The following is a 24410-nucleotide window of genomic DNA, read 5'->3' as shown; positions in this document are numbered from 1 at the left end:
CGTTGCGGCTTCTAGGCGTTGCTGTTCAGGAGTTCCGGATCGTCCTGGCCGCCGTCCTGGCCGCCGTCCTGCCCGCGGTCCTGCCCGCGGTCCTGCCCGCGGTCCTGCCCGCGGTCCTGCCCGCGGTCCTGCCCGCCGGCGCGGGATGCCTCGAAGGAACCGTCGTCAACGTCCGGCCAGCCGAACCTGTCGCGCAGCTCCGCCAGGTACGACTGGTAGGCCAGGCTCCCGACATAGCCCGCGTGCCTGGGGGAGTCGACGTAGGCGATGCCGCCGGACAGGTCCGGGCGGTCGGTGGCCTTCAGGGCCCGGAGTTCCTCGCGGTGCACCCCGGTTTCCCTGGACCTGATGTCCATGAGGACCAGTTGCGCCATCTCGTCGAAGCGCTTGTAGGCGGCGTCGGCAAACTCGATGAAGCCGAGCACGTAGAGAGAATCGACCCGGCGCGGGAACACGTTCAGGTACAGCCGCGGGCGGCCGGAGTCCGAGTCCAGCAGCTCCGGGTCCAGGAACGGGATCCTGTACTCGTAGCCGGTGGCCAGCAGGATCTCGTCGATCTCCTCGGCGGAGCCGTCGGCAAACACCGCGCCGTGCGCGGTCAGGCGGTCGACGTCGCCCTTGGCCGTGAGGTCGCCGTGGGACAGGTGGTGCAGCACCTGGCTGTTCATGATCGGGTGGCTGGACAGCGCGTCGTGGTCCGGCGCCGGCAGGCCCAGCCGGGTCAGGTCACCCACCAGGGAATCGATGACCCGGTTCAGGTCCCCGGAGAGGCTGACGCCCCGGGGCGGCTCGAGGATCCCGGCAACGAGCGCGTCGGTGGGGATGCCGCCGATGTGCTTGGGGAAGTAGCGGTAGCCGCGGCGCACCGAGAGGAAAGCGGCGTCCGCGTTTCGCGCGGCCTCGCAGGCAATGTCCACCCCGGAGTTGCCGCCGCCGAGCACCAGCACGCGCTTGCCGCGCAGTTCCAGGCCGTCTTCGAAGTCGGCCGAATGCCGGATCCGCCCGGCGAAAAGTTCCCGGCCCGGCAGTTGCGGGGCGTGCGGGTGCCAGGTCGTCCCGGGCGCCGCGATCACGCCGTCGTATTCGTGCCGCGCGCCGTCGGAGAGCTGAACGCTCCAGCGCCCGTCGGGCAGCAGCCGGGCCTCGGTGACCTCCGTGTTGAAGGTGACGTGTTCGTAGAGCCCGTACGCGCGGCCGAAGCCGCGCAGGTAGTCGCGGACCTGGTCCCAGCGTGGGTAGTCCGGGTAGTCCTGCGGCATCGGGTGGCCGTGGAAGCCGCTGGTGTGCTTCGAGCTGATGAAGTGCGCGCTGTTGTACATCGGGGTGCCGGTGTTCTCCATGTCCCAGATGCCGCCGAAGTCGGCGTTCCTCTCGAACCAGTCGAACGGCACGCCCTCGCGGAGCAGCGCCCGGGCCATCGCCATGGAGGCCGGGCCGCCGCCGACCAGGCAGTAGCGACTGGTGTATGCCACCGGGGCGCTGTCCCCGAGGGAAACGGCGGAACGGCTCCGCAGCCGGGAGGCGGCGAACGCGGCATGGGCGGCCGGGTCGGTGCGGCGTTGGCGCAGCGACACAAAGACGCCGATGGCGGCGGTGAGCGGCAGCAACAGCGGCACCAGGTTGACCAGTGCGGAGTCGGAGCCGGTGAGGACCGAGTAGTTCAGCGTCACCAGGATGAAGCCGGCGCCGAGCCCCGCGGCGCCCACGGCCGGGGCCACGATGCCGCGCCAGAGCGACCGGTCCGGCCGCCTCCAGAAGAAGACGAGCACCGCGACGGCCGTGGCCGCCTGCACAAAAACGATGCCCAGCGTGCCCAGTCCCACCAGGCTCGCGGCGATGACGGTGTAGGGGTCCGCGCCCAGCGCCGCCATGGTGCCGAGCACGGCCACCGTGGTTGCCGTGACGGTCAGGCTGCCGACGTGCGGGCTCAGGTGGCGGGGGTGGTAGCGGCCCAGGGCGGCCGGCAGCAGACCCTCGCCGCCGAGCGCGAACAGGTAGCGGCTGGCCGCGTTGTGCAGCGCCAGGTAGGAGGCCAGCACGCTGGTGCACAAGAGCACGGCCGTCGCGTCGTACAGGATTTCGCCGCCGTACTGCCTGGCCAAGGTGAAGACCATGTCGCCGAGCTGGGCCTGAGCCATGGCCGGTGCCTCGGTGCCGCCGGCGGCACCGATGATGATCCACGCGGTCACCACGTAGAAGACGGAGATGGAGGCCACCGAGATGTACATGGCACGCGGGACCGTGCGCTCCGGGTTCCGGGACTCCTCGCCGTAGATCGCAGCCGACTCGAAGCCGATGAAGCTGGTCAGGGCGAAGAGCAGGCCGATGCCGAGGGTGCCGGAGAAGGCCTGGTTCGGGGTGAAGGATTCGGCGGGGAAAGCCGCGAGTCCCTTGGCGCCGACGACCAGCATGTTGAATACGACCAGGACCGCGAACTCCAGGACCATCAGCACGCCCAGCACCTTGGCGGAGAGTTCGGCGCTGCGGTAGCCCAGGAACGCCACCAGCAGGACCGCGAACGCCGTGAACACGTACCAGGGCACCGGCATGCCGAGGCCCGCGAAGACCAGGTGGGTGAAGTAGCCGAACGCCGCGGCGATGCCCAGAGCCATGGAGGTGTAGCCGACCAGCGCGGCGTAGGCCCCGGCGGCGCCCGCGGGCTTGCCCAGCGCACGCGCAATGTAGGTGTAGAAGGCGCCGGAATTCACGACCCGCGCGTTCATCGCCGCGTAGCCGACCGAGAAGCACAGCAGGATCACCGAGGCGATCACAAACGCGACGGGCAGCCCGATGCCCTGGGTGCGGGTGAGCGCCAAGGGCACGTTGCCCACCATTGCCCCCATCGGCGCCGCGGCGGCGATGACCAGGAAGACGACCTTGCGTGTCGACAGGACGCGTCGTGTTGCGGATTCGGGCATGCGGGCCTCCGGGTACGCCTTGCGGCCCGGCGGGAACCGGAACCTGCATCAAAGTAACCCTGGGCAGGGCCGTTGTTCAAGGGCAGTGAACGGTTTTCATGGGCCCGCGCTCGCCGGGGTGCGTGCGGGTCCGACGAAGGGCCGCGACACAGGCGGAATTTATCGGGTCGGTGCCGTGCATGGCGGGATACTGGGGTCATGACCTTAGCCCGCAGCACCAAGCTCACCATCGTCGGGGCCGGAAGCGTGGGGACCTCGCTCGCCTACGCCGCCCTCATCCGCAATTCGGCCCGCGAAATCGTGCTGTACGACATCGCGCGGGCCAAGGCGGAGGCCGAGGTCCTCGACCTCGCGCACGGCACGCCGTTTACGGGGTCCTCCCGCATCACCGGGGGCGACGACATCGGGCTCGTGGCCGATTCCGACGTCGTGGTCATCACCGCCGGCGCCAAGCAGCAACCCGGGCAGACCCGGCTCGAGTTGGCGGGTGTCAACGTGGGCATCCTGGAGAAGATGCTGCCGGAGCTCGTCGCGCTGGCGCCGCATGCCGTCTTCATCCTGGTGACCAACCCGTGCGACGTGCTGACGGCCGTGGCGGAGCGCATCACCGACCTGCCGGCCGGCCGCATCTTCAGCTCCGGCACGGTGCTGGACTCCGCCCGGCTGCGCTGGCTGGTGGCCGAGGCCGCCCAGGTTGCCCCGCAGAGCGTGCATGCGCTGATCATCGGCGAGCACGGCGACACGGAGTTCCCGCTCTGGTCCACCGCCACCATCGGCCAGACGCCGCTGCCGGAGTGGAGGGACGAGGCGGGGACGCTGCTCTTTCCCCGCGAACGCCTCGAGACGCTCACCCACGACGTCGTCAACGCGGCGTACAGGGTCATCGCCGGCAAGGGGGCCACGAACTACGCGATCGGCCTCTCCGGCGCGCGCATCGTGGAGGCCGTGCTGCAGGACGAGCGCTGCATCCTGCCCGTCTCCAGCGTGCTGCACGGCTACCGGGGCATCGACGGCGTGGCGCTCAGCGTTCCCTCGATCGTCGGGGCCGGCGGTGTCCTGCGGGTGCTGGACACCCACCTCGATGAGCGGGAAGAAGAACTCCTCCAGCGCTCGGCGCGGGCCCTGCACGAGTCGATCCAGCTGTTTTCCTAGCGGCACAGGGCTTTGCCCTTAAATGGCTGTGGGAGCGGTGGATGTCCACCGCTCCCACACAAAAGAACGACTGTTAGTGGCCGCGCTTGATCCACTCGTCCAGGTTCGGCGCCTCGGCGCCGATGCTGGTGGCGTCCCCATGCCCGGTATTCACAATGGTCTCGCCCGGCAGGGTCAGCAGGCGCCCGCGGATCGAGTCGATGATCGTCTCGAAGCTCGAGTAGCTGCGCCCGGTGGCTCCCGGCCCGCCGTTGAACAGCGTGTCGCCGGAGAACAGGGTTCCCAGGGACTCGGCGTAGAAGCAGGTGGAACCCGGCGAGTGCCCGGGGGTGTGCAGCGCCACCAGCGTGGTGCCGGCAACCTCGAACGTGTCCCCGTCGGAGATCTCACGGTCCGCCGCGGTGCCCGGGAAGATCGCTTCCCAGAGCATCGCATCGGCCGGGTTCAGGTGGACCGGCGCGTCCACGAGGTCCGCGAACTCGCGGGCGTAGCGGATGTGGTCGTCGTGCCCGTGGGTGAGCAGCACCGCCTTGACGGTGCGGTCCCCGACGGCCTCGCGGATCTTGGCCGGCTCGTGCGCCGGGTCGATCACGAAGACCTCGGAGTCGTCCCCGATGATCCACACGTTGTTGTCGACGTCCCAGGTTCCGCCGTCCAGGCTGAACGTCCCGGAGGTGACGATGTTCTGGATCCGTGCCGGCATTAGAGTTCCACCACCGAGCGCAGGACCTTGCCCTCGCCCATCTTGGTGAACGCGGCCTCGACGTCGCCCAGGCCGATGCGCTCGGAGACGAACGCGTCCAGGTCCAGGCGGCCGAGCTTGTACTGCTCCACGAGCATCGGGAAGTCGCGGCTCGGCAGGCAGTCGCCGTACCAGGAGGACTTCAGCGATCCGCCGTGGCCGAAGACGTCGAGCAGCGGCAGCTCCAGCTTCATGTCGGGGGTCGGGACGCCCACCAGCACCACGCGGCCGGCGAGGTCGCGGGCGTAGAACGCCTGCTTGTAGGTTTCCGGGCGGCCCACGGCCTCGATGACGACGTCGGCGCCGAAGCCGCCGGTGACGGCCTTGATGCCCTCGACGGCGTCCTGGGTGCGGGAGTTCACGGTGTGGGTGGCGCCCATGCCCTTGGCCATGGCCAGCTTGTCGTCGTCGATGTCCACGGCGACGATGGTGGTGGCCCCGGCCAGCTGTGCGCCGGCGATCGCGGCGATGCCCACGCCGCCGCAGCCGATGACGGCCACGGACTCGCCGCGCTTGACCTCGCCGGTGTTCATGGCGGCACCGATGCCGGCCATCACGCCGCAGCCGAGCAGGCCCACGGCGGCGGGGTCGACGTCCTCATCGACCTTGGTGCACTGGCCGGCGGCGACCAGGGTCTTTTCGGCGAACGCGCCGATGCCCAGGGCGGGGGAGAGCTCGGTGCCGTCCTCGAGGGTCATCTTCTGGGTGGCGTTGGCGGTGTTGAAGCAGTACTGGGCCTGGCCCTTGGCGCAGGCGCGGCACTGGCCGCAGACCGCGCGCCAGTTCAGGATCACGCGGTCGCCGATGGCGACGTTGTCCACGCCCGTACCGATCTTCGAGACCACGCCGGTGGCCTCGTGGCCCAGCAGGTACGGGTAGTCGTTGCCGATGCCGCCGAGCTTGTAGTGCAGGTCGGTGTGGCATACGCCGCAGGTGAGGATGTCAACCACTGCCTCGCCCGGCCCCGGGTCCGGGATGACGATGGTGACTGTTTCGACCGGGGCATCCTTGGCGCGGACGATGACGGCCTGGACCTTCTGGGACATGACACTCCATTCATGGGTGGGCGCACCCATGCGCCACCCCTAAAGACTTAACGAGGAAGGGTGCTGATCACCGTGATCGGTGATCAGCACCCTTCCATCCAAGCACAGGATGACTAGGCGCGCTCGAGAACTTCCTCGATGCGTGGGTTTGTTGCGGCGGTGCCGTCGGCGAAGATCAGCGTCGGCACGGTCTGGTTGCCACCGTTGAAGTGCTCAACGAGCTCGGCGGTACCCTCTACTTCTTCGATGTTGACCTCGGTGTAGCCGATTCCCTTGGAGTCCATGAGGCGCTTGAGGTTACGGCAGTATCCGCACCACGAGGTGGTGAACATCGTGACGGATCCGGCTTCGGGGACGTATGGGGCAAGTTTTTCTGTTTCGGTCATACTTTATGTAACCACGGACATGAGAGTCTTATTTCATGTGTGGACGCTATGTGATGGCCAAGGCAATCGGAGACCTGGTGGCGGAAGCGGAGGCCGAGGCCGATGCGAACCTTGAATTGCGCCAGTCGTGGAATATTGCCCCGACCACCGACGTGCCCATCGTCCTGGAACGCCTGATCGAGGGGGCAAGCCACAGGCAGGTCCACATGGCCAAGTGGGGGCTGGTTCCGGGCTGGGCCAAGGACCCTGCCGTGGGGGTGCGAGCGTTCAACGCACGCAGCGAAACGGTCATCGAAAAACCCACCTTCCGCGCGGCCATCAAGGCCAAGCGCTGTGCGGTTCCGGCCGAGGGCTACTACGAATGGCTGGCGGGGGACACTCCAAAGGCCAAAAAGCGCCCCTTCTATGTTCATCCGGCCGACGACTCCCTGATCTTCTTCGCCGGGCTCTATGAATGGTGGAAGGACCCGAAGAAGGAAGACGGGGACCCGGAGCAGTGGCTGCTCTCCACCTCCATCCTCACCTGCCCCTCGCCGCCGGCCGACTCCGAAACCCCGGTGTTACGGGAACTGCACGGGTTGCATGACAGGCTGCCGATTCCCCTCTCCCGGGATGCGCTCGCCGAATGGCTTGACCCGGAAAACAAGAACGCCGCGGAACTCGTGGAGATGGTGCGGGCCGGGGCCTACGACGTGGCCGCCGCCTGGGAACTTCGCGAGGTCGACTCCGCGGTGGGAAACGTGCGCAACAACGGCCCCGAACTCACCGAGGAACATTCCGGTTTGTTCTAGCGTTTGTCCCGCTCACTTCCGGTGCGCGGTCTGGGCACGTTTACCGACGTACGCCCGGGAACCCGTGCCGCGTCCGCTCAGCGGTTCTGCCGCATGCGATCGAGCACCAGGGCCAATGCCGGCCACGCGCTGCGCCCGGCGCGGATCCGGGCATGGGCGCGCAAATGGAGATCTGGGTTGTGCAGCGGCAGGATGGTGAGGCCTGGACGGTGCGGCCGGTTTGCGGGCAACAGGCCCACGCCGAGGCCCGCAAGAATCAAGTCCTCAACCAGGTCCAGGCTGTCGGACTGGTGGTGCATCGCCGGCTGGAACCCCGCCATCGAGGAAATCAGCCGCAGCACCGTCTCATCCGCGCCATTGCGGGAGTTTCCGATCCAGTCCAGGTCCCTGAAAAAGCCAAAGACCTCCGCCGCGTCGGGGACGGTGCCGTTGGCCGCGATACGCGCCGCGGCATCGCTCGGAACGCCTAGTCCCCACGGCGTGCTCCACAGTTCAAGGGTCTCGATGCCCGGGCCCGGCGGGTCCGGGGCCAGGTTGTAGTCGTAGGTCAGCGCCAGGTCGAGGTCGTCGAGCCCCAACTGGCTCAGGGCCTCGGCGGGCTCGTGTTCAAGAACCATGATTTTCACGGCCGGGTGGCGGACCGCCAGCTCCAGGATGATCGGCATCAGGGTCTTGCGGATCGCGGTGGAGAACCCGCCCACACGCAACGTGCCCGAGGGCTCGGCGCAGGGGTCGAGGTCCAACCGTGCGGCATCCACGGCGGCCAGGATGTTCCGGGCGTGTTCGGCCAGCCGGCGCCCGGCCGCGGTCAGCCGAACCCCGCGCCCGACGGGTTCCAGCAGCACGGTTCCGGTGTCCCGGGACAGCGCAGCGATCTGCTGTGAGACGGTGGACGTTGTGGTGCCCAGCACATCCGCCACGGCGCGCATTGAGCCCAGGCGTGCCAATTCGTGGAGATATTGCAGGCGTCGGGTATCCATCCAACCATTGTGCAGGATTGATGAACGATATGTTGATGATTCTTGCGTGGACATGTACAAAGTCGGTGGCGTCTACTTGGAAACCATGAGCCCCTCCACATCCGCAGCATCCACCGCCAACTCCGCCGCGATCGGCTCCATGATGGCATTCGCCGCCATGGGCTGCGTGCAGCTGGGACTCGCGGCGGCGGCCACGCTGGCCGTGAAGATCGGGCCCGAGGGCGCGGGCTGGTTGCGCCTGGCCTGGGCTGCGGTGATCATCGTGGCCATCGCCAGGCCCTGGAGGCAGCGTTTCAGCCGGGCCACCCTGGGAATCTGCGCCTTGCTGGGCCTGGCGACCGCCGGAATGACGCTGGGGTTCATGATGGCCATCCAGACGCTGCCGCTGGGCACGGCCAGTGCCCTGGAGTTCCTTGGCCCGCTCTCCGTCGCGGTGTTCCAGGGTCGCGGTGCCGGGAGATGGTGGGCCGTCGTCGCCGGTGTCGGCGTGCTGGGGCTGACGGAACCCTGGAACGGGGTCGCGGATCCGGTCGGCGTGCTCTTTGCCCTTGGCTGCGCCGTCTGCTGGGCGGCCTATGTGCTGCTGACCCAGCGTGCCGGCGACGCGGTGGAGGGCATCGGGGCGCTGGCCATCTCCATGCCGGTCGCCGCCGTTGCGGCGACACTGGTGGTTGGCCCCTCGGTGATCGGGCGGATCGACCTGCACATGCTGTTGATCGGGTTCGGGTTGGCACTGCTGTTGCCGGTGATCCCGTTCAGCCTGGAGATCCTGTCCCTGCGCCGCCTGACCACCGCCGCGTTTGGCACCCTGATGTGCCTGGAACCAGCCATCGCCCTGGTGGTGGGTCTGCTGCTCCTGGGCCAGGTGCCACGACCGGCCGCCCTCGTGGGCATCGTGCTCGTCATCGTGGCCGGCATTGGCGCCACCAGGGCGGGACAGCGGAAACCCCCTGGCCAGCCCCGCCGGAACTCCGAGGCTCTCCCCGCAGCGGTAGGTACCGGCTCCTAGCCCGGCAACCGCGCCGAAACACCTGCTCCGACATGCGGATGCGAACGAACAAGCCTCGCATCAGGCCGGATTCAGGGCTTTTGCGGGGAGCGCGTCGAGCAATCAGATGGTCCCTGGCGGCTTGCCCGTCCCCGAGGCCGGCGCCCTGTGGACCCCGCCGTGTCCACCGCTTTGAAGGCGTTCGCCGCCGGCACGAATTGGGGTCCGGCAAGGGATTTCATTGTTGGCGGCACTGCGATAGGGTAACCGGCAGGATGGGGGGAAACGATCCCGGTGTCCTAGCGCGCTGGCCCGGCTGCTGCCGGTGCCGTGGCGGGTGATGTTGTTCCGTATCGATGAAAGGAAATTAACATGGCTGTTTCCGTTGAATTGGGCAAGGCGCTCGATAAGGCCCTCGAAAATGCGACCCTGGAAGAAGTCCTCGCCGCACCGCCTTCGGCTCTTGCCGGGCTCACCGAGAAGCACGACGAAATCCTCGCCGGCATGGGCATCAAGACCATCCGCGATCTGGGCAGCAACAAATACTTCGCAGTCGCCGGCGTGCTTGTCGCACTGTCCGGTAAAACCGGATAGCCAGCACGTACCAGACCGCCGACATGACTGGAGGGCGGGTCCGACCCTTAGGCGGCCGGACCCGCCCTCCGCATGTCCGTACTTCTCCGGGGTCGCGGAAAAATCGGTGGTCAGGGCCCGATGCACTGCTAATCTCGTTGTCATGAAGCCGCACGAGCTTGAAACGCTCACAGCCCTGCGCCGGGCCAAGGACATGATCGACCGCGAATACGCCAAACCCCTCGACGTGCCCACCATGGCAGCCATGGCACTGATGTCCACGGCGCACTTCTCCAGGCAGTTCAAAGCCGCATACGGGCTGAGTCCATACGCCTACCTGATGACCAGGCGCATCGAGCGCTCTATGGCCCTGTTGCGCTCGGGAATGAGCGTCACGGACGCCTGCATGGAAGTCGGGTGTACCTCGCTTGGGTCCTTCAGCAGCAGTTTCACCCAGATCACCGGAGAGAGCCCCAGCGGGTACAGGAACCGGGAGCACGCCGCGGTCGAAGCGATGCCGGCCTGCATCGCCAAATCCGTGACCCGGCCCAAGAACACCAAGACGCCCAGATACTAGCCGGCAACCGGGGAAACCGGCGAGCGCCGCGGCCCCTTCATGTTGGTCGCGCTCGCCGGCATCGAGCAGGATTCAAGAAGCGCACCGGCCACCCCGGCCGTAGCGTGGTGTGCATGGATATTTCATTGAACTACTCGCACATCACCGTCAACGACGTCGACGAAGCCATCCCGTTCTACCGCGACGGCCTGGGCCTGAAGGTGGAGAACGACGTGGCCTCCGGCGAACACCGCTGGGTCACGCTTGCTTCGGATACGCAACCGGGGTTGGGCATCGTGCTTTCGGATCCGCATGCGGGCCGCTCGGAGGCAGACGGGAACGCCATCCAGGAACTGCTCACCAAGGGTGTGCTTCCGATGACGGTCTTCAGCACCAGCGATATCGACGGTCTCTTTGAGCGGGTCCGCGCCACCGGGGCAGAGATCCTCCAGGAACCCATCGACCAGCCGTGGGGTCCGCGCGACTGCGCGTTCCGCGACCCGTCGGGCAACATGATCCGGGTGAACCAGCGCGCGAACTAGGACCGCGCCGCATTCCGCCAACCACCATCGAGGGCACTTCGCAAACAGCGCGGAGTGCCCTCGAACGTGTTGGTTCCCGGTTGCCCCTACCTGATGGGCGGGTAGGGTTCGGTCGGATCCGGGTGGCCCGGCGGGAAGGGCGGGAAGGGCGTGGTTGGATCCGGCGGCATGGGCCCGGGGTCCGGTGGCATCGGCATGGGTTCCGGCTCGGTCGGGGGTTCATGCGTGGGATCGGGATGGATCGGCGGCACCCTGCTGGGTTCCGCCGGCGGGTAAGGGCGTTCCGGGGGCTGCGGAATGCTCATGGTGGTTGCTCCTTCCGGCATGGGAGTTCGCACCCAGTCTAGGTCGCGTTGGGTGGCGTTGAAAGGCCCCTTCCCGCGGCGCCGGAAGTAAAATTGAAGGGTTCAACCCCCTACCGAGGACGGCATCCCATGTCCCTCTCAACCAGCCCGTTAACCACCATCATTCCCGTGACAGACGGCGAGAGGTCGCGGCATTTTTACGAGGAAACCCTGGGACTTCCATTCCAGGGTCAGGCCACGGACGGCAATTTGGTCTTCACCCTTGCAGGCTCCGGCGCACTTGCGCTCCTGAGCGACCCGGAAGCAAAACCCTCTCCGCACACGACCGCGAGCTTCGAAGTCCGCGACATCGCCGCTGTCATCAGCGAACTGGACGCCAAGGGCGTTGTCTTCGAGGACTACGACCTGCCGAGCCTGAAGACCGTCGACCATGTTTGCGTCTTGGGGTCGGAGAAAGCTGCCTGGTTCAAGGACCCCGACGGCAACATACTCTGCCTCCACGAGAACCTCGCCTGAGGCAACCGACACCGGCGGTCTTGATCGGTGGAGTCGATCCGTCCAAATGGCCCGCTGGCCCCGCCGCCGGTTCTGCCGGAATGCGTCTCCGGCAGAACCGGCGGCGTCGTGTCTGCGGGCAACCTGAATCCCCGGCCCCCGTTGGCGACCGTCCAGCGGCCCGAAATTGCGGCGGCACTCCGTGCCGGCGGACTACAGACATTCCCCGTTCCCGGTGTCATCATGACCTCATGAGTGCTCAGGTCACGGCGTCCGGGGCGGATCCACTGGTTTTGGTCCTGATGGGTGTTTCAGGTTGCGGGAAAACCACGGTTGCCGCCTTGCTTGCCGGCCGATTCGGCTGGGATCTGGAGGAAGGCGACGGACTGCATCCGCAGTCGAACGTGGAGAAGATGCATGCCGGGCGTCCGCTCACCGATGAAGACCGCTGGCCGTGGCTGGAGAAGGTCGCGGGATGGATCGAAGGCCAGCTCGATGCCGGCAAGAACGGCGTCATCACCTGTTCGGCCCTGAAGCGTTCATACAGGGAGATCCTCAACCGAAGGGGCTCCGGCGTTCTGTTCATCTACCTCTCCGGGTCCTTCGAAGTGATCAAGGCCAGGCTGGTTGCACGCCACGGCCATTTCATGCCCTCGACCCTGCTGGAAAGCCAGTTTGCCGACCTCGAGGAACCCGCCGCGGACGAGCCGTGCATCCGGATCGACGTCGGTCCGCCACCGGCGGAGATCCTCCGGAAGATTCTTGGCCAATTGAACCTGAACAACCCAGCCTGAGCGGAAGAAATCATGAGCGCGCCAATCACGGGTGTCGGAATCCTCGCCGACGCCGCCTCAGATCAAATGCATGAACCGTGGACCTCCCACGACACCCTGGTGCTCGTCATTGCCGTCCTTGGCATCGTGCTGGTCGTCGTCCTGATCATCTGGGCCAAGATGCACGCCTTCCTGGCCCTGACGATCAGTTCGCTGCTGGTCGGCGTCTTTTCCGGCATCCCGCTGGCCAACGTGACCAAGTCGTACGAGACGGGGGTCGGCGGGGTCCTCGGGTACGTGGGTGTCCTGATTGCGTTGGGGGCGATGCTCGGCAAGCTCCTGGGCGACTCCGGCGGCGCGGACAAGATCGTCGACACGCTGCTGCACGGCAGCAGGGCGATGCTGCCGTGGAAGATGGCGCTGATTGCCGGCATCATCGGCATCCCGATGTTCTTCGAGGTCGGGCTGGTGCTTCTGGTTCCGGTGGTCATGCTGGCGGTCCACCGTTCCAAGGGACCGGCGATGCTGCTGGCCATCCCGGCGCTGGCGGGCCTGTCCGTCCTGCACGGCTTTGTCCCGCCGCACCCGGGGCCGGTGGCGGCTGTCGGGATCCTGCACGCCGACATCGGCATCACCCTGGCCCTGGGCCTGCTGGTTGCCATCCCGACGGTGGCCATCTGCGGCCCGCTGTTCGGCCGTTTTGCGGCCCGGTGGGTGCCGATCGGCCCGGCAGGCGCGGGGCTCGCCTTCCTCGGGGCCGAGGCGGGAGCCGCCGGCGGCGGGAACAACCAACCGGCGGGCGGGCAGGTGAAGCAGGGCAAGCACCAGCTGGGGGACTCGGTGGAGTCCGCACCGCGGCAGGGGGCCCGTGACCCGCAGGCCAAACGCATCCCGTCCTTCGGGTGGACGCTGGCCACCGTGCTGTCCCCGGTGTTCCTGATGCTGCTGCGTGCCGCGGCGGACCTCTGGGTCGATCCGCAAAGTGCGCCGTACAAGGTGCTCAACTTCATCGGCGACCCCGTCGTTGCACTGCTCATCGCGGTGCTGCTGGCCATGGTCACCTTCGGGACTGCGGTGGGATTCTCGGCCTCGACGCTGGGCAGGAAGATCGGCGAAAGCCTGCTGCCCATTGTGGGGGTGCTACTCATCGTCGGCGCCGGGGGCGGTTTCAAGCAGGTGCTGGTGGACGGCGGCACCAGCACAGCGATCGGCAAGGTCGCGGTCGCGCTCAGCCTCTCCGCGCTGGTGCTGGGTTGGATCGTGGCGGTGCTGATCCGCGTCGCCACGGGATCGGCGACAGTTGCGACAGTGACCGCGGCCGGCATCGTGGCGCCGCTGGCCGCGGGCCTTCCGCCGGCGCAGCTGGCCCTGGTGGTGCTTGCGGTCGGTGCCGGGTCCCTGTTCTTTTCCCATGTCAACGACGCCGGTTTCTGGCTGGTCAAGGAGTACTTCGGCATGACCGTCTGGGAAACGATCAAGACGTGGTCGGTGATGGAAACGCTGATTTCCGTCGTGGGACTGCTGATGACCGTGTTGCTTGCCGCGTTCCTGTAGGCCGTCGAGGGCCTCCATGCGCCGGGCGACAATTGATGGTTGCGCGCCGAGCATGGCCAGCAAGCCCCGGGTGATGTAATCCTTGGACGTGTATCCTCTCGCGTGTGTGCAGCCAAAGGAAAGGCACGGCCATCAACAGGGACATGAAGGACGCAGCGGAAGCTGTTGAGGACGCCTCGAACTCCAGGGCTTTTGTGCTGGCCGCCAGAACCGGCTTCGCGGTGAGCGGGATCCTGCACGTCTTGATCGGGGCCATTGCCATCCAGCTTGCCTTTGGGAAAGCCCCGAAAGCGGACCAGAGCGGAGCCATGGGCGAGCTCGCCACGCAGCCGGCAGGGTACATATTGCTTTGGCTTGGGACGGCAGCGTGCGTGGCGCTGGCGCTGTGGCAGTTCAGCGAGGCGGTCTTCGGATACCGGAGGATGAAGACGAATGCGAAACTGGGGAAAAAGCTTTCCGCCGGAGTCCAGGGGATCGTGTTCCTGGCGCTGGCCTTGACGTTTGCTTCCTTCGCGGCAGGCCAGGGCAAGAACAGTGGAAAGACGACGAGTGATACGTCGGTCCAGATCATGAAGGCTCCGCTCGGCCCGCAGCTGCTGGTGGCTGCGGGTGCCGTCATCGCGATTGTCGGCATTGTCTTTGTGGCCAGGGGAATCCTGCTTTCCTTCACCAAGCAGCTGGACATGCCGGCGTCAAAGGCCCTTCGTCTGGCAGTCACCGTTCTTGGCGTGGTGGGCTATGTGGCGAAAGGCATCGCGCTGTTCCTGGTCGGGTTGCTGTTCGTCGTCACCACCCTGCAGGCCCGCCCGGAAGAATCCACCGGGTTGGACGGCGCCCTCAGGGCGGTGCGGGAGCAACCCTACGGGGTGTACCTGCTCACCCCGATCGGCGTTGGCCTGGTTTGCTACGGCCTCTACCAAATTGCGAAGTCGCGGTTTGCCCGCATGTGACGGTGCCAGGGCAGTCCGGGTCCCGTGCGTGGGGACCCGGACTGCGGCTGTTCAGCCTTGGCCTTCCGGCTGCACGGGTGTTCAGATGATTTCCTGGTGCGGGCCCTGGTGCACGGCCCTGTAGATGCGGTTGCGCAGCTCGTTGGCCTGCCGTGAAGACAAGGTGCTCTCCAGCGGCCTGATGGTGATGCGCATCAGCGCATTGTCTTGCCCCTTGCTGATGCCGAGCCGTTCGCGCGCCGGCTCCGGAAGCTGGTCGCTGTTTGTGCGTGAGAGAAGCTCGACGGACTCGACATGGCCCGAATCGCCGCCAAGCGCCCGGCGCACCGCGTCTCCCAGCGTTTCCTCGTCCTCCCCGGCGTCGATCACCACCGAGATGTCGCGTCGCGCAGGCGGAAGCGGGGATACCGGCCGCCACGGAGACAAATCCTGCATCTGTTCGGCTGCGCGCTCGCCGGTCGCCCGCAGGTAGCGGATATCGGGAATGCGCTTGCGCAGCATCAGCGCCCGGTCCAGGCCCATGCCCAGGGCCAATCCCGACCAGTGCGCCGGATCCAGCCCCGCGCACTGGAGCACCTCCGGGTGGATTTGCCCGCATTCGGCCAGTTCCAGCCATTCGCCCTCGTGCAGGACGTCGATCTGCAGGCCGTTGGTGGTGTAGGGATGCACCGCCGGCGTGGTTTTCCACTCGGCCCCGGGAAGCACCGCGTCGACAAGCGTGCCGATCATCCCGTCCAGGTCCTCCTGCGTGGTGTGCGGTGTGGAGCGGATGCGCCAGAGGTCCACCTGGTGCGGTTCGCCCACATGGGTGCGGTCCACGACATCGCGCCGGTACACCAGCCCGGGAACCGCAAGCAGCTCATCGACGTCGGTGCGCCCCTGGTAGTGCCGCAGGGCGGCCGGAAGATCGGCGGAGGTGTGACTGCGCAGCATCGTGGTCGGGCTGAGGTACCTGGTGTACCTGCGGGCCCGGGTGACATCGTTTCCTTGGTATTGCAGGCTGTCGTAGTTGTCCCGGATGGACACGATCGGCGGGTTCCTGAGGATGCGGGTGGTGCAGTTCCATGATTGCTGCAGGGAGTCGACAACGCCGTGCAGCAGGGTTTGCATGGCGTGGGCGCCCTGCGCGGGATCGCTGAGGTCGCGGACCGTGAGGGAAGCGTGGAGTTCGCCGGGGGTGAGGTAGATCGGGGTGGTCATGGTGTCTCCTGGAAAGCTGCGGGGAAATGGGAATCACCCCCGGTTGGCAGCAGTGGAGACAGCGAATGCTACGAGCGCACGTGCACGTACCCACGGCTGGTACCCAGCCGGGGGTTCATAAATCGGGAATCTGTGCGCATGCATCCACGGTAACAGACGCCCGGCGCGGCGCGGCGAAAGGACTTTCCCCGTTGGCGGGCGTTGTCCAAACCGGGGCGATTTGCGCGGTTGGTGGGTCTGCCCAAAGGCGCGGAAAAGGTCTAGCGTTGGCCACATGAGCGAAGAAGCCAAGGACCCGGCGGAACACCCGGAACACGGGCATCCGCACCCTCACCACCTGACGCACAACACCGACGAGCGTGCCGTGAGCGATGTGCAAAGTTCGAAGTGGGGCAGCGAGGGCGGAGCTGTGCCGCCGGATTACGATCCCGACCTCGACGACGATGAGGACGAAGACGACTGAACCCCTTGGGCCTTGGCCTGTGAGGGGTTTGTGCGCTGGATCCTGCGCAAAATCCTTCCGGATGGTTGGACACGGGCGTTGCTCGGGGTCCCGGGGATGTTCTGTGCCGAAACCGTCCGGAGTCCCATAGCCCGAACACCAACGAATCAGAAGGAACAGACCATGAGTGCCACCATAGTCCTTGTCCACGGCGGTTTCGTCGACGGAGCCGGCTGGAAGCCGGTGTATGAGGAGCTTCAGCGCGACGGCTTCGACGTGCGCGTTGTACAGAATGCGACGAAGTCGCTGGCAGATGACTCTGCGATGACGCGTCAGCTGATCGACGGCCTGGAAGGCCCCGTGGTCCTTGTTGGCCACTCCTACGGTGGGGCGGTGATCACCGAGGCGGGGACCCACGAGAAGGTCGCCGCCCTGGTGTATGTCACTGCGTTCGCGCCGGATACGGGGGAATCTGTCAACACCCTCATTGAGGGGTTCCCCCAGGACGGGCCCCAGCCGCCGATCCTGCCGCCCGTTGATGGGTATCTTTTCCTGGACCGCGAGAAGTTCCACGAGGCATTTGCCGGGGACGTGCCCGCCGACGAGGCCAGGTTCATGGCCGATTCGCAGGTGCCGTGGGGCCTCGAGGCCCTGGGCGGTAGCGTGAGCGAAGCGGCATGGCGCGCAAAGCCGAGCTGGTACCTCCACGTGACCGAGGACCGGATGATCCCGCCCGCGGCGCAGGCCTCCATGGCAGAGCGCATCGGGGCCACCGTCGTGGAAACGCCCGGCAGCCATGCGATCTACGTTTCGCGCCCCGGCGTCGTGGCGGACCTGATTCGGTCGGCCGCGGCCGCTGTCTCCTAAACTCCGTGAGGTGAGGGGGTCCGCCTTCGTCGGGCCCCCTCACCCATGCGAGCCCGGGACTGCTTCCTAGAGATGGCGCAGGTAGCGTCCGGGCATGTTCATGAAGGACCGCCAGTTGGTGACCAAATCCAGGTCGTCCCATTCGCTGTGCCGCAGGCCCCACGGCCCGACCTCGTAGATATCGGCTCCCGGCAATGCCGCCAGCAATGGCGAGTGGGTGGACATGACGACCTGGGAATCGCCGGTGGCCATCAGGTCCTTGAGGATGCCCACGAGCGCCAGACAGCCGGAGAACGACAGCGCCGATTCGGGCTCGTCGAGTACCCACAGTCCTCCCTCGCGAAAGCGGTTGACGATGAGTTCCAGGAATGATTCTCCGTGGCTCATTTCATGGAAGCGGGGTTCGGGCCGCGTTCCCGGGTTTTGCTCGAGATACGTGTAGAAACCGTGCATGGTTTCGGCGCGAAGGAAATACCCCCGGCGGCTCGCCCCGGGGTTGCGGATGACTTGCAGGTGCTCATCCAGGATCGATTCGGTGACTCTGGTGCTGTGCTGGGCACCGGTGGAGCCGCCCTCCGGCGACAGCCCGTAGCTCGCCGCGATCGCCTCGACCAAGGTCGATTTTCCCGAACCGTTTTCCCCGACCAGAACCGTGGCGGAGCCCAGCTCCAACCCGTGTTCCAGGAGATGCCGGACCGGTGGCAGGGTGTGGGGCCATTCGTTGCGGGGCGCCGGGTTTTGCGTGCGTTCGGTGATCCTGCGAATGGGGAAACTGGAAATGTGCATGATGCCCGGAACGTTCTTTCCGTGGGAATGGGAGGAAGCGGCGGCGCTAGACGCCGGTAACGAACCCGTCCTCACCGATGCCGAAGGATGGGTTGTGGACGAAGTCCCAGCGGAAGCCGTCCGGATCCGCCACGCAGGCGCTCGTTCCGCCCCATTCCCTGGTTGTCGGGGCGCCGACGGACGTGGCACCCGCAGCCATCGCCTTCGCGTACAAGTCGTTGACCTCTTCAACGCTGCCGGCGTTGTGGCCAAGGGACATCGGGGGCGCTTGCACCCCGTGGCCCACATCCCCGTACTCTCCGGGCATCGAGGCGACGTTCCACAGGGCAAGCATGAGGCCGTGGCCTGCCTGGACGAAGAGGATTTCCCCGGGAATGTGGGAAACCTCGCGGAAGCCGAGGCCCTGGACATAGAAGCCGCGTGAGCGCTCAACGTCGCGCACGCCCAGGGTCAAGGCGGTGATCATGGGTGCTGGTACTGGAGTCATGGGCACGAGTCTATGCCCTCGGAATTGCCGAAAAGTAGATCTCAGGGCGTAAGTTGTCGTAGATATGTTCTAGTCTCACCTTGTATAGAACATAGTTTCTAATAAAATGGTTGAGTGCGCCATTGAATCCCGTGCGGCGCTGCTTCCTTGGGTCAGAATGGGTCCGGGGGCGGCGCCGCTTGGCGGTGTGGGGCGAGTGAGAGGTGGGGGCGTGGGCATTTTTACCCAGTCGATCGAGGTCGACTGCATACCGGCGGGGGTGCCGCTCCGCATGCGTTGGCAAGGGCGGGAATACAAGCTGGCCGCCGAGCCGGTGCGGTGGTTCCAGCGGCGCGACTGGTGGAAGGAGGAGCTGCGGGCCGAACGAGGCCGCGGACCGGGGCTTGTCGACTACGAGGTCTGGAGGCTGCAGGTCAGGCTCGCCGGGGTGGGCCCCCTGCGGACCTTCGAGGTCTCCCGCCAGGTCGAGACCGGAAGATGGTGGATCATCAAGATCCACGACGCCTGCGGGGAAAGTGCCTAGCCCCGTTCTCTGGCTGTTCGCCGGGGTAAGTGCGAGGCTGAAGGGCAAGGCATTGCATGGCGGATTCATGAACGCAGGAGTGGTCTTGTGGAGGAAATATTCGATGTTGCCATCATCGGCATGGGCCCCGGCGGGGAAGTTGCCGCCGATAGGCTGATCGCCGCCGGCAAGAAGGTTGTGGTGTTTGAATCGGAGCTCATTGGGGGTGAGTGCGCCTATTGGGCCTGCGTCCCCTCCAAGACGATCTTGCGGGGACCGGAACTCCGGGACGAAGCCGGGCGCACCGCCGGAATTTCGGGCGTCACACTCAACTGGCAGCAAGCCCGGGAATATCGCGACTACATGGCCAGGCATCTGGATGACAGTGCCGAGGCCGAGGGCTACCTGCGGCGCGGAGCCCAGGTTGTCCGCGCGAGAGCCGTCATCGCGGGACCGGGTCGAATTCAAGCCGACGGCCGGGAATACCTGACCGACCACATCGTCGTCGCCACCGGAACCGCGCCTATATTCCCTTCCTTCCCGGGAGCGGACCAAATCACCGCATGGGGCAACCGCGAGGTGTACACGCTCGCGGAGCTGCCGCAAGCGGTGGCCATCGTCGGCGGAAGTGCCGTTGCGCTGGAAACCGCCACCTTCCTGGTCGGATTCGGAGTGGACGTCACGCTGCTCAACAGGAGCCAGCGCCTGCTGGGCCGCGAGGAGCCCGAGGTTGCCGCGCTCGCCGAAGCCTACCTGCGAGAGTCGGGGGTGGATGTGCGCATGAACGGCTCGATCGCCAAGGGGCGAGCCGAGGGAGGGAGAAGCGTGCTGACGCTGGGTGACGGAAATGAACTGGCCGTGGACGCCGTCGTCTTCGCCACCGGACGGATCCCGCGCACCGAGGGGCTGGGCATCTCACTCGCCGGAGGGCTGCTGGATGACAAGGGGTACATGCAGGTGGATGAGCACTGCCGATCGGCCGAAGGGCTCTGGGCGTTGGGCGACGTCACCGGAATCATGCCCTTTACGCATGTCGCCAAATACCAGGGACGCGTCGTCGCCGACTGCATTCTGGGGAAGGAGCGAATCGCCGGCTACGGGGGGATCCCGCGCGTGGTGTTCACAAGCCCGGAAATCGCGGCGGTCGGACTTACGCGGGAGCAGGCCGACCTGATTGGCATTGAGACCGAGGCCGTCAGCGTGAACCTGCCCGAAACCCTCGCCCGGCCATGGACCTACGAGCAAAACCCGCGAGGGGACCTAGGTATCCTGATCGACCGTCGGCAACAGGTCATGATCGGCGCATGGGCCGTGGCGCCGCAAGCCAGCGAATGGATCCACCAGGCGGCACTCGCCATCAGGACGCACATCCCGCTTTCGGTCCTGCGCGACCAGGTCCCGCAATTCCCCAGCTACAACGAGGCCTACCTCGTGGCATTCGACAGGCTCGGGCACTCCGGGTAGGCACGCCCGGCGAAAAGAGGGCGCGGGTGCGCCATCTCATGCGAACCACATAATCCCTGATCACCGCCAAAGCCATGCGACACGAACGCACGCGGAGGGCAAATGTGTTCCAACGCGACTTGATTCGAATACATGTTCTAATATGATGGCTCTACCCCCTGCACGGCGGACGGCCCACGTTGCTCCCACACCGAAGCGACAAAAACCTTCAAACCCGCACCCAGCAAACGAAAGGGGCGCCGCGAAGGGAGGGACGAACATGCCCACGGGCTTCACCCACCTGCACGTGGCATCCGCCTTCAGCGCCCACTACGGAGTCTCCTGGCCCGGAGACCTTGTCCAGGCAGCGCTCGCCGACGGCGCCGACGCACTGGCCATCACCGACCGTGACGGACTCTACGGAAGCGTCAAACACCTCAAGGCCTGCATCAAACACGGGATGGACCCCATCCTGGGGGTGGACCTCGCAACCCTCGAACCCGCACCCCGGCCCGGCGACGGCAAGACACGCAACCCCCTGCGCGTTTCCGGGCGAATCATCATCCTGGCCAAGGGACACAGCAACGGAACCGGCTACAAGGCCCTCTGCCGCCTGGTCTCCGCCGCACATCAACCAACAACACCCGACGGGATACGCAAACAACACATAGGCATCACCCCCGGGGAGCTGGCAACCCACGCCCTCGACCCCGAGGGCGAACCACTGCTCACGATCCTGCTGGGACCAAACTCCGACGTGGGCCTGGCAACCCAACACCACCGCTACGACCAGGCCCGCACCCTCATCCACCGATGGCGCACACTCCTGGGGGAGAGAACACTACGGGTAGAGATCGTGACCCACCTCAACAACCCCGGGGAACGCCTCAGCACCGCACACGCCATCCGCATGCTCCGCTGCGCGGAAACGGCAAACATCGCCCCCATCCTCACCAACGCCGTCAGATACACCGAACCCGACGGAGCGGCAACGGCAGACGTCCTGGACTCAGCACGCGCCCTCACCTCCCTCGAAACCCTCAACGACATCCAACCCAACGGGCAAGGCTGGCTCAAGACCACGGGACACATGCGCCACCTCGCCGCGGAACTCGCCCGCGAGGCAACAAACCCCCGGATAGGGACAACACTCCTGCGCAACACCGCCGCGCTCGCCGACTGGGCACGCCTCGACCCCGTCAGCGACACCGGATGGGGAATACCCGTAGTGCCCGAATCCCACATCATCGGCATCACCGACGAACCCAACCGGGAACTCGCCGCACGCGCGGAAGCCGGCATCAACAGGCTCATCCCCGGGGAGGGCAACAACCCCCTGATGCGCCAACGCCTGGGGGAGGAGCTAAGCACCATCGCAGACCTCGGCTTCGCCCCCTACTTCCTCACCGTCGCGGAAGTCAGCGACATGATCACCCGCATGGGCATACGCTCCGCCGCACGCGGCTCCGGCGCCTCCTCACTGGTCAACTACCTCACCGGCATCAGCCAGGTAAACCCCATCACCCACGACCTGCTCTTCGAACGCTTCCTCTCCCGCGACCGGGCCACCTTGCCGGACATAGACATAGACGTCGAATCCGCCCAACGCCACAACATCTACCAAAAAATATTCACCCGCTTCGGCGCCGACCGTGTCAGCCTCATGAGCATGCAAAACGGCTACCGCGCCAGGGGGGCGGTACGCGACGCGGGAACTGCCCTCGGCATGGAGGAGGAAGACATCGACTCCATCGCCAAGCAACTCTGGCGCTTCTCCGCCTCATCCTTCCGCGACGCCCTGAACGAAAAACCCGAGCTCGCCCCCTTCGCAGACCGACTCGGCACCGAAAAACAACTCGACCTCCTCGTGGACCTCACCGAACGACTCGACCGGCTACCCAGACACATCTCCATGCACCCCTGCGGAGTCATCCTCTCCAACAACACGCTCCTGGACCGAACCCCTGTCCAACCCAGCGGACTAAACCTCCCCATGAGCCAATACGACAAACACGACATGGACCCCATGGGACTGCTCAAGCTCGACGTCCTGGGGGTACGCATGCAATCGGCCATCACCTACGCGCTCGCCGAAATCCAACGCATCCACCCGGACGCACAGGCAGTCGCCAAGGCGGGGGGACACCAAGGCAAACACCCGGGGGAAATCCCCGCCTACATCAAACCCAACGGAACCATCGACCTGGCCCTCGTCCCGCTCGACGACAAACCCACCTTCGAACTCATCCGCTCCACCCACACGCTCGGCTGCTTCCAGATCGAATCACCCGGACAGCGCGAACTCATCGGCAAACTCGCCCCCAGGGACTTCAACGACCTCATCATCGACATCTCCCTCTTCCGACCCGGACCCATGAAATCCAACATGGTCAAGCCCTACCTGGAAAACCGCCACGGATTCGCACCCGAGAAATATCCGCACCCAAACCTGCGACCCGCGCTCGCCGAGACCCACGGTGTCACGGTCTTCCATGAGCAGGTGCTGCGGATCTTCGACGTGATGACCGGTTGCGGGCTGGCCAAGGCCGATGTCTACCGCCGCCTCCTGGGAAGCGCGTCGGAGCCCCGGGTCGAGGCCTTCTTCCGTTCCATCGCCCAAGACCTCGGCTACCCGCTGGATGTCATCGACGAGGTCTGGCAAACGCTGGCGGCCTTCGGTTCCTTCGGGTTCTGCAAGGCCCACGGTGCGGCCTTCGCCGTGCCCACCTACCAGTCGGCCTGGCTGAAGGCCCACCACCCGGAGGCGTTCCTCGCCGGAATCTGGGAACACGACCCCGGGATGTACCCCAAGCGGCTGCTGGTGGCCGAGGCCCGGCGCATGGGTATCAAGATCCTGCCGCTGGACATCAACCGCTCGGCGGACGGCTACCGGGTGGAAAGGCTGGAGGGGCTGCTGCCGCCGGCGCAGCTGCCGGTGGTTCCCCGGGCCGTCGGCGCCATGCTGCCCGGGCGCTTCGGGATCAGGCTGTCGCTGCGCGGGATCCGCGGGGTCTCGGAGCGCGAGGTCAAGCGCGTTGTCGCCGGCCAGCCCTACGAATCGATTGCCGACGTGCGCGACCGTTCGGGGCTCACCCGCACCTCGCTGAACCACTTCGCCGCCCTGGGCGCCTTCGACTCGCTGCAGCGCACGGCAGGGCGGGGAAACCGCGCGGACCTGGTTGCCCACCTGCGCGGCGGGACGCACAAGCCGATGCCGCAGCGTTACCGCCCGATTCCCGGGCAGCTCGCCCTGCCGATGGGAGACCTGGACCTTGCCGCCATGGCCGTCGGGGCGGAGGAAACCCCGCTGGACGAGGTGGTGCGCACCGAGCTGGACCTGATGAGCCTCGATGTCAGTGCGCACCTGATGGAATCCCACGCCCCGCTGCTGGACTCACTGGGCGTCTCGCGCGCCGAGGACCTGTTGGCGATGCGCAACGGCACCGAGGTCCTGGTGGCCGGGGTCAGGGTCGCCACGCAGACCCCGCCCATGCGCGGAGGGCGGCGCGTGGTCTTCATTTCTGTCGACGACGGCACCGGCTGCGTGGATGCCACGTTCTTCCACGAGGCGCAGCAGCGTTGCGGCCCGTTGCTCTTCTCCACCCGGTTGCTGCTGATCCACGGGTTGACCCGGCGCACCGGACCGCGGGGAATCAGCGTCCAGGCGCTGGACGCCTGGGACCTGTCGCAGAAGGGCATGCTGCCGGCGCCGGGTTACCTGGATGATCCGGCCCGGGCCCGCGACGGGCGCGGCACCTTCCCGGGCAGGGAAACGCCGTCGCGGGGACGCGGGAAAACGCTGGCGCAAACCACGTTCGACGAGGGGCTGGACCAGCGCGGATACCTAGGGGCCTGAGAGGTGGCATTATCCGTTGTCGGACCGAAGCAGCCGTGTGATACTGGGGCTATCGGCGGACCGCCCTGGAACGGAG

The 24410-nt window shown here is 66.4% G+C and carries 23 protein-coding genes; 15 read left to right on the top strand and 8 right to left on the bottom strand.

Annotation, left to right across the window (positions count from 1 at the left end):
* Positions 1–11 precede the first annotated feature (11 nt).
* Positions 12–2918, bottom strand: coding sequence for an amino acid permease (locus ACFY5D_RS02820; protein WP_387524751.1), 2907 nt, complete (start codon positions 2916–2918; stop codon positions 12–14).
* 198 nt (positions 2919–3116) lie between these two features.
* Here ACFY5D_RS02820 and ACFY5D_RS02815 point away from each other — a divergent pair, with 198 nt between their 5' ends.
* Positions 3117–4070, top strand: a complete 954-nt coding sequence (locus ACFY5D_RS02815; RefSeq protein WP_387524749.1) for an L-lactate dehydrogenase — start codon at positions 3117–3119, stop codon at positions 4068–4070.
* A gap of 73 nt (positions 4071–4143) precedes the next feature.
* On the opposite strand, the gene ACFY5D_RS02810 is transcribed toward ACFY5D_RS02815, so the two are convergent.
* From ACFY5D_RS02810 to ACFY5D_RS02800, 3 genes are all read right to left on the bottom strand, one after another.
* Entirely contained in the window at positions 4144–4773 is a 630-nt protein-coding gene (locus ACFY5D_RS02810; RefSeq protein ID WP_387524746.1) for an MBL fold metallo-hydrolase, read from the bottom strand.
* Entirely contained in the window at positions 4773–5858 is a 1086-nt protein-coding gene (locus ACFY5D_RS02805) for an S-(hydroxymethyl)mycothiol dehydrogenase (RefSeq protein WP_387524744.1), read from the bottom strand. Before ACFY5D_RS02805 ends, ACFY5D_RS02810 begins: the two co-directional genes overlap by 1 nt.
* Positions 5859–5971: 113 nt before the next feature.
* Positions 5972–6244 carry a glutaredoxin domain-containing protein gene (locus ACFY5D_RS02800; protein WP_387524741.1) on the bottom strand — a complete coding sequence of 91 codons (273 nt, stop codon included), beginning with the start codon at positions 6242–6244 and terminating at the stop codon, positions 5972–5974.
* 35 nt (positions 6245–6279) lie between these two features.
* On the opposite strand from ACFY5D_RS02800, the gene ACFY5D_RS02795 reads away from it, so the two are divergent.
* Positions 6280–7035 (top strand): SOS response-associated peptidase, encoded by a 756-nt coding sequence (locus tag ACFY5D_RS02795; protein WP_387524738.1) that lies wholly within the window; start codon positions 6280–6282, stop codon positions 7033–7035.
* 77 nt (positions 7036–7112) lie between these two features.
* Here the strand turns inward: ACFY5D_RS02795 and ACFY5D_RS02790 are convergent, their stop codons facing one another.
* Positions 7113–8015 (bottom strand): LysR family transcriptional regulator, encoded by a 903-nt coding sequence (locus ACFY5D_RS02790; protein ID WP_387524735.1) that lies wholly within the window; start codon positions 8013–8015, stop codon positions 7113–7115.
* A gap of 52 nt (positions 8016–8067) precedes the next feature.
* Between ACFY5D_RS02790 and ACFY5D_RS02785 the strand changes: the two genes are divergently transcribed.
* The 8 genes from ACFY5D_RS02785 (at position 8068) to ACFY5D_RS02750 (ending at position 14751) form a co-directional block, all read left to right on the top strand.
* On the top strand, positions 8068–9024 hold the full coding sequence (locus tag ACFY5D_RS02785) for a DMT family transporter (RefSeq protein ID WP_387527537.1): 957 nt from the start codon (positions 8068–8070) through the stop codon (positions 9022–9024).
* 351 nt (positions 9025–9375) lie between these two features.
* The gene (locus ACFY5D_RS02780; RefSeq protein WP_387524732.1) at positions 9376–9597 is read left to right on the top strand and encodes a hypothetical protein; all 222 of its coding nucleotides are present in this window, start codon (positions 9376–9378) and stop codon (positions 9595–9597) included.
* Between the two features lie 142 nt (positions 9598–9739).
* Positions 9740–10153: a helix-turn-helix domain-containing protein gene (locus tag ACFY5D_RS02775; protein ID WP_387524729.1), complete on the top strand. Its 414-nt coding sequence runs from the start codon at positions 9740–9742 to the stop codon at positions 10151–10153.
* Between the two features lie 113 nt (positions 10154–10266).
* Positions 10267–10674, top strand: a complete 408-nt coding sequence (locus ACFY5D_RS02770) for a VOC family protein (RefSeq protein WP_387524726.1) — start codon at positions 10267–10269, stop codon at positions 10672–10674.
* Positions 10675–11108: 434 nt separating this feature from the next.
* A complete protein-coding gene (locus tag ACFY5D_RS02765; protein ID WP_387524724.1) occupies positions 11109–11495 on the top strand; it encodes a VOC family protein in 387 nt (128 codons plus the stop codon).
* Positions 11496–11725: 230 nt separating this feature from the next.
* On the top strand, positions 11726–12268 hold the full coding sequence (locus ACFY5D_RS02760) for a gluconokinase (RefSeq protein WP_387524721.1): 543 nt from the start codon (positions 11726–11728) through the stop codon (positions 12266–12268).
* 12 nt (positions 12269–12280) lie between these two features.
* Complete coding sequence (locus tag ACFY5D_RS02755; RefSeq protein WP_387524718.1) at positions 12281–13801, top strand: gluconate transporter; 1521 nt, start codon at positions 12281–12283, stop codon at positions 13799–13801.
* A 143-nt stretch (positions 13802–13944) separates the two neighbouring features.
* Positions 13945–14751, top strand: coding sequence for a DUF1206 domain-containing protein (locus tag ACFY5D_RS02750; RefSeq protein WP_387524715.1), 807 nt, complete (start codon positions 13945–13947; stop codon positions 14749–14751).
* 81 nt (positions 14752–14832) lie between these two features.
* Here the strand turns inward: ACFY5D_RS02750 and ACFY5D_RS02745 are convergent, their stop codons facing one another.
* The gene (locus ACFY5D_RS02745; protein ID WP_387524712.1) at positions 14833–15951 is read right to left on the bottom strand and encodes a hypothetical protein; all 1119 of its coding nucleotides are present in this window, start codon (positions 15949–15951) and stop codon (positions 14833–14835) included.
* Positions 15952–16225: 274 nt separating this feature from the next.
* Here ACFY5D_RS02745 and ACFY5D_RS02740 point away from each other — a divergent pair, with 274 nt between their 5' ends.
* Together ACFY5D_RS02740 and ACFY5D_RS02735 are read left to right on the top strand one after the other, a co-directional pair.
* Entirely contained in the window at positions 16226–16414 is a 189-nt protein-coding gene (locus ACFY5D_RS02740; protein ID WP_387524710.1) for a hypothetical protein, read from the top strand.
* A gap of 162 nt (positions 16415–16576) precedes the next feature.
* Entirely contained in the window at positions 16577–17260 is a 684-nt protein-coding gene (locus tag ACFY5D_RS02735; RefSeq protein WP_387524707.1) for an alpha/beta fold hydrolase, read from the top strand.
* 66 nt (positions 17261–17326) lie between these two features.
* Here the strand turns inward: ACFY5D_RS02735 and ACFY5D_RS02730 are convergent, their stop codons facing one another.
* Both ACFY5D_RS02730 and ACFY5D_RS02725 read right to left on the bottom strand, forming a co-directional pair.
* A complete protein-coding gene (locus tag ACFY5D_RS02730) occupies positions 17327–18046 on the bottom strand; it encodes an ATP-binding cassette domain-containing protein (protein WP_387524704.1) in 720 nt (239 codons plus the stop codon).
* A 46-nt stretch (positions 18047–18092) separates the two neighbouring features.
* On the bottom strand, positions 18093–18533 hold the full coding sequence (locus ACFY5D_RS02725) for a VOC family protein (RefSeq protein ID WP_387524702.1): 441 nt from the start codon (positions 18531–18533) through the stop codon (positions 18093–18095).
* A gap of 211 nt (positions 18534–18744) precedes the next feature.
* Between ACFY5D_RS02725 and ACFY5D_RS02720 the strand changes: the two genes are divergently transcribed.
* From ACFY5D_RS02720 to ACFY5D_RS02710, 3 genes are all read left to right on the top strand, one after another.
* On the top strand, positions 18745–19056 hold the full coding sequence (locus tag ACFY5D_RS02720) for a DUF6504 family protein (protein WP_387524699.1): 312 nt from the start codon (positions 18745–18747) through the stop codon (positions 19054–19056).
* An 87-nt stretch (positions 19057–19143) separates the two neighbouring features.
* Positions 19144–20499, top strand: coding sequence for a dihydrolipoyl dehydrogenase family protein (locus ACFY5D_RS02715; protein ID WP_387524698.1), 1356 nt, complete (start codon positions 19144–19146; stop codon positions 20497–20499).
* A gap of 259 nt (positions 20500–20758) precedes the next feature.
* Positions 20759–24334 (top strand): DNA polymerase III subunit alpha, encoded by a 3576-nt coding sequence (locus ACFY5D_RS02710; protein WP_387524696.1) that lies wholly within the window; start codon positions 20759–20761, stop codon positions 24332–24334.
* Positions 24335–24410 lie beyond the last annotated feature (76 nt).

Source organism: Paeniglutamicibacter sp. NPDC012692 (assembly GCF_042901625.1).
GTDB lineage: Bacteria > Actinomycetota > Actinomycetes > Actinomycetales > Micrococcaceae > Paeniglutamicibacter.
This window is presented reverse-complemented; position numbering and strand designations above follow the sequence as displayed.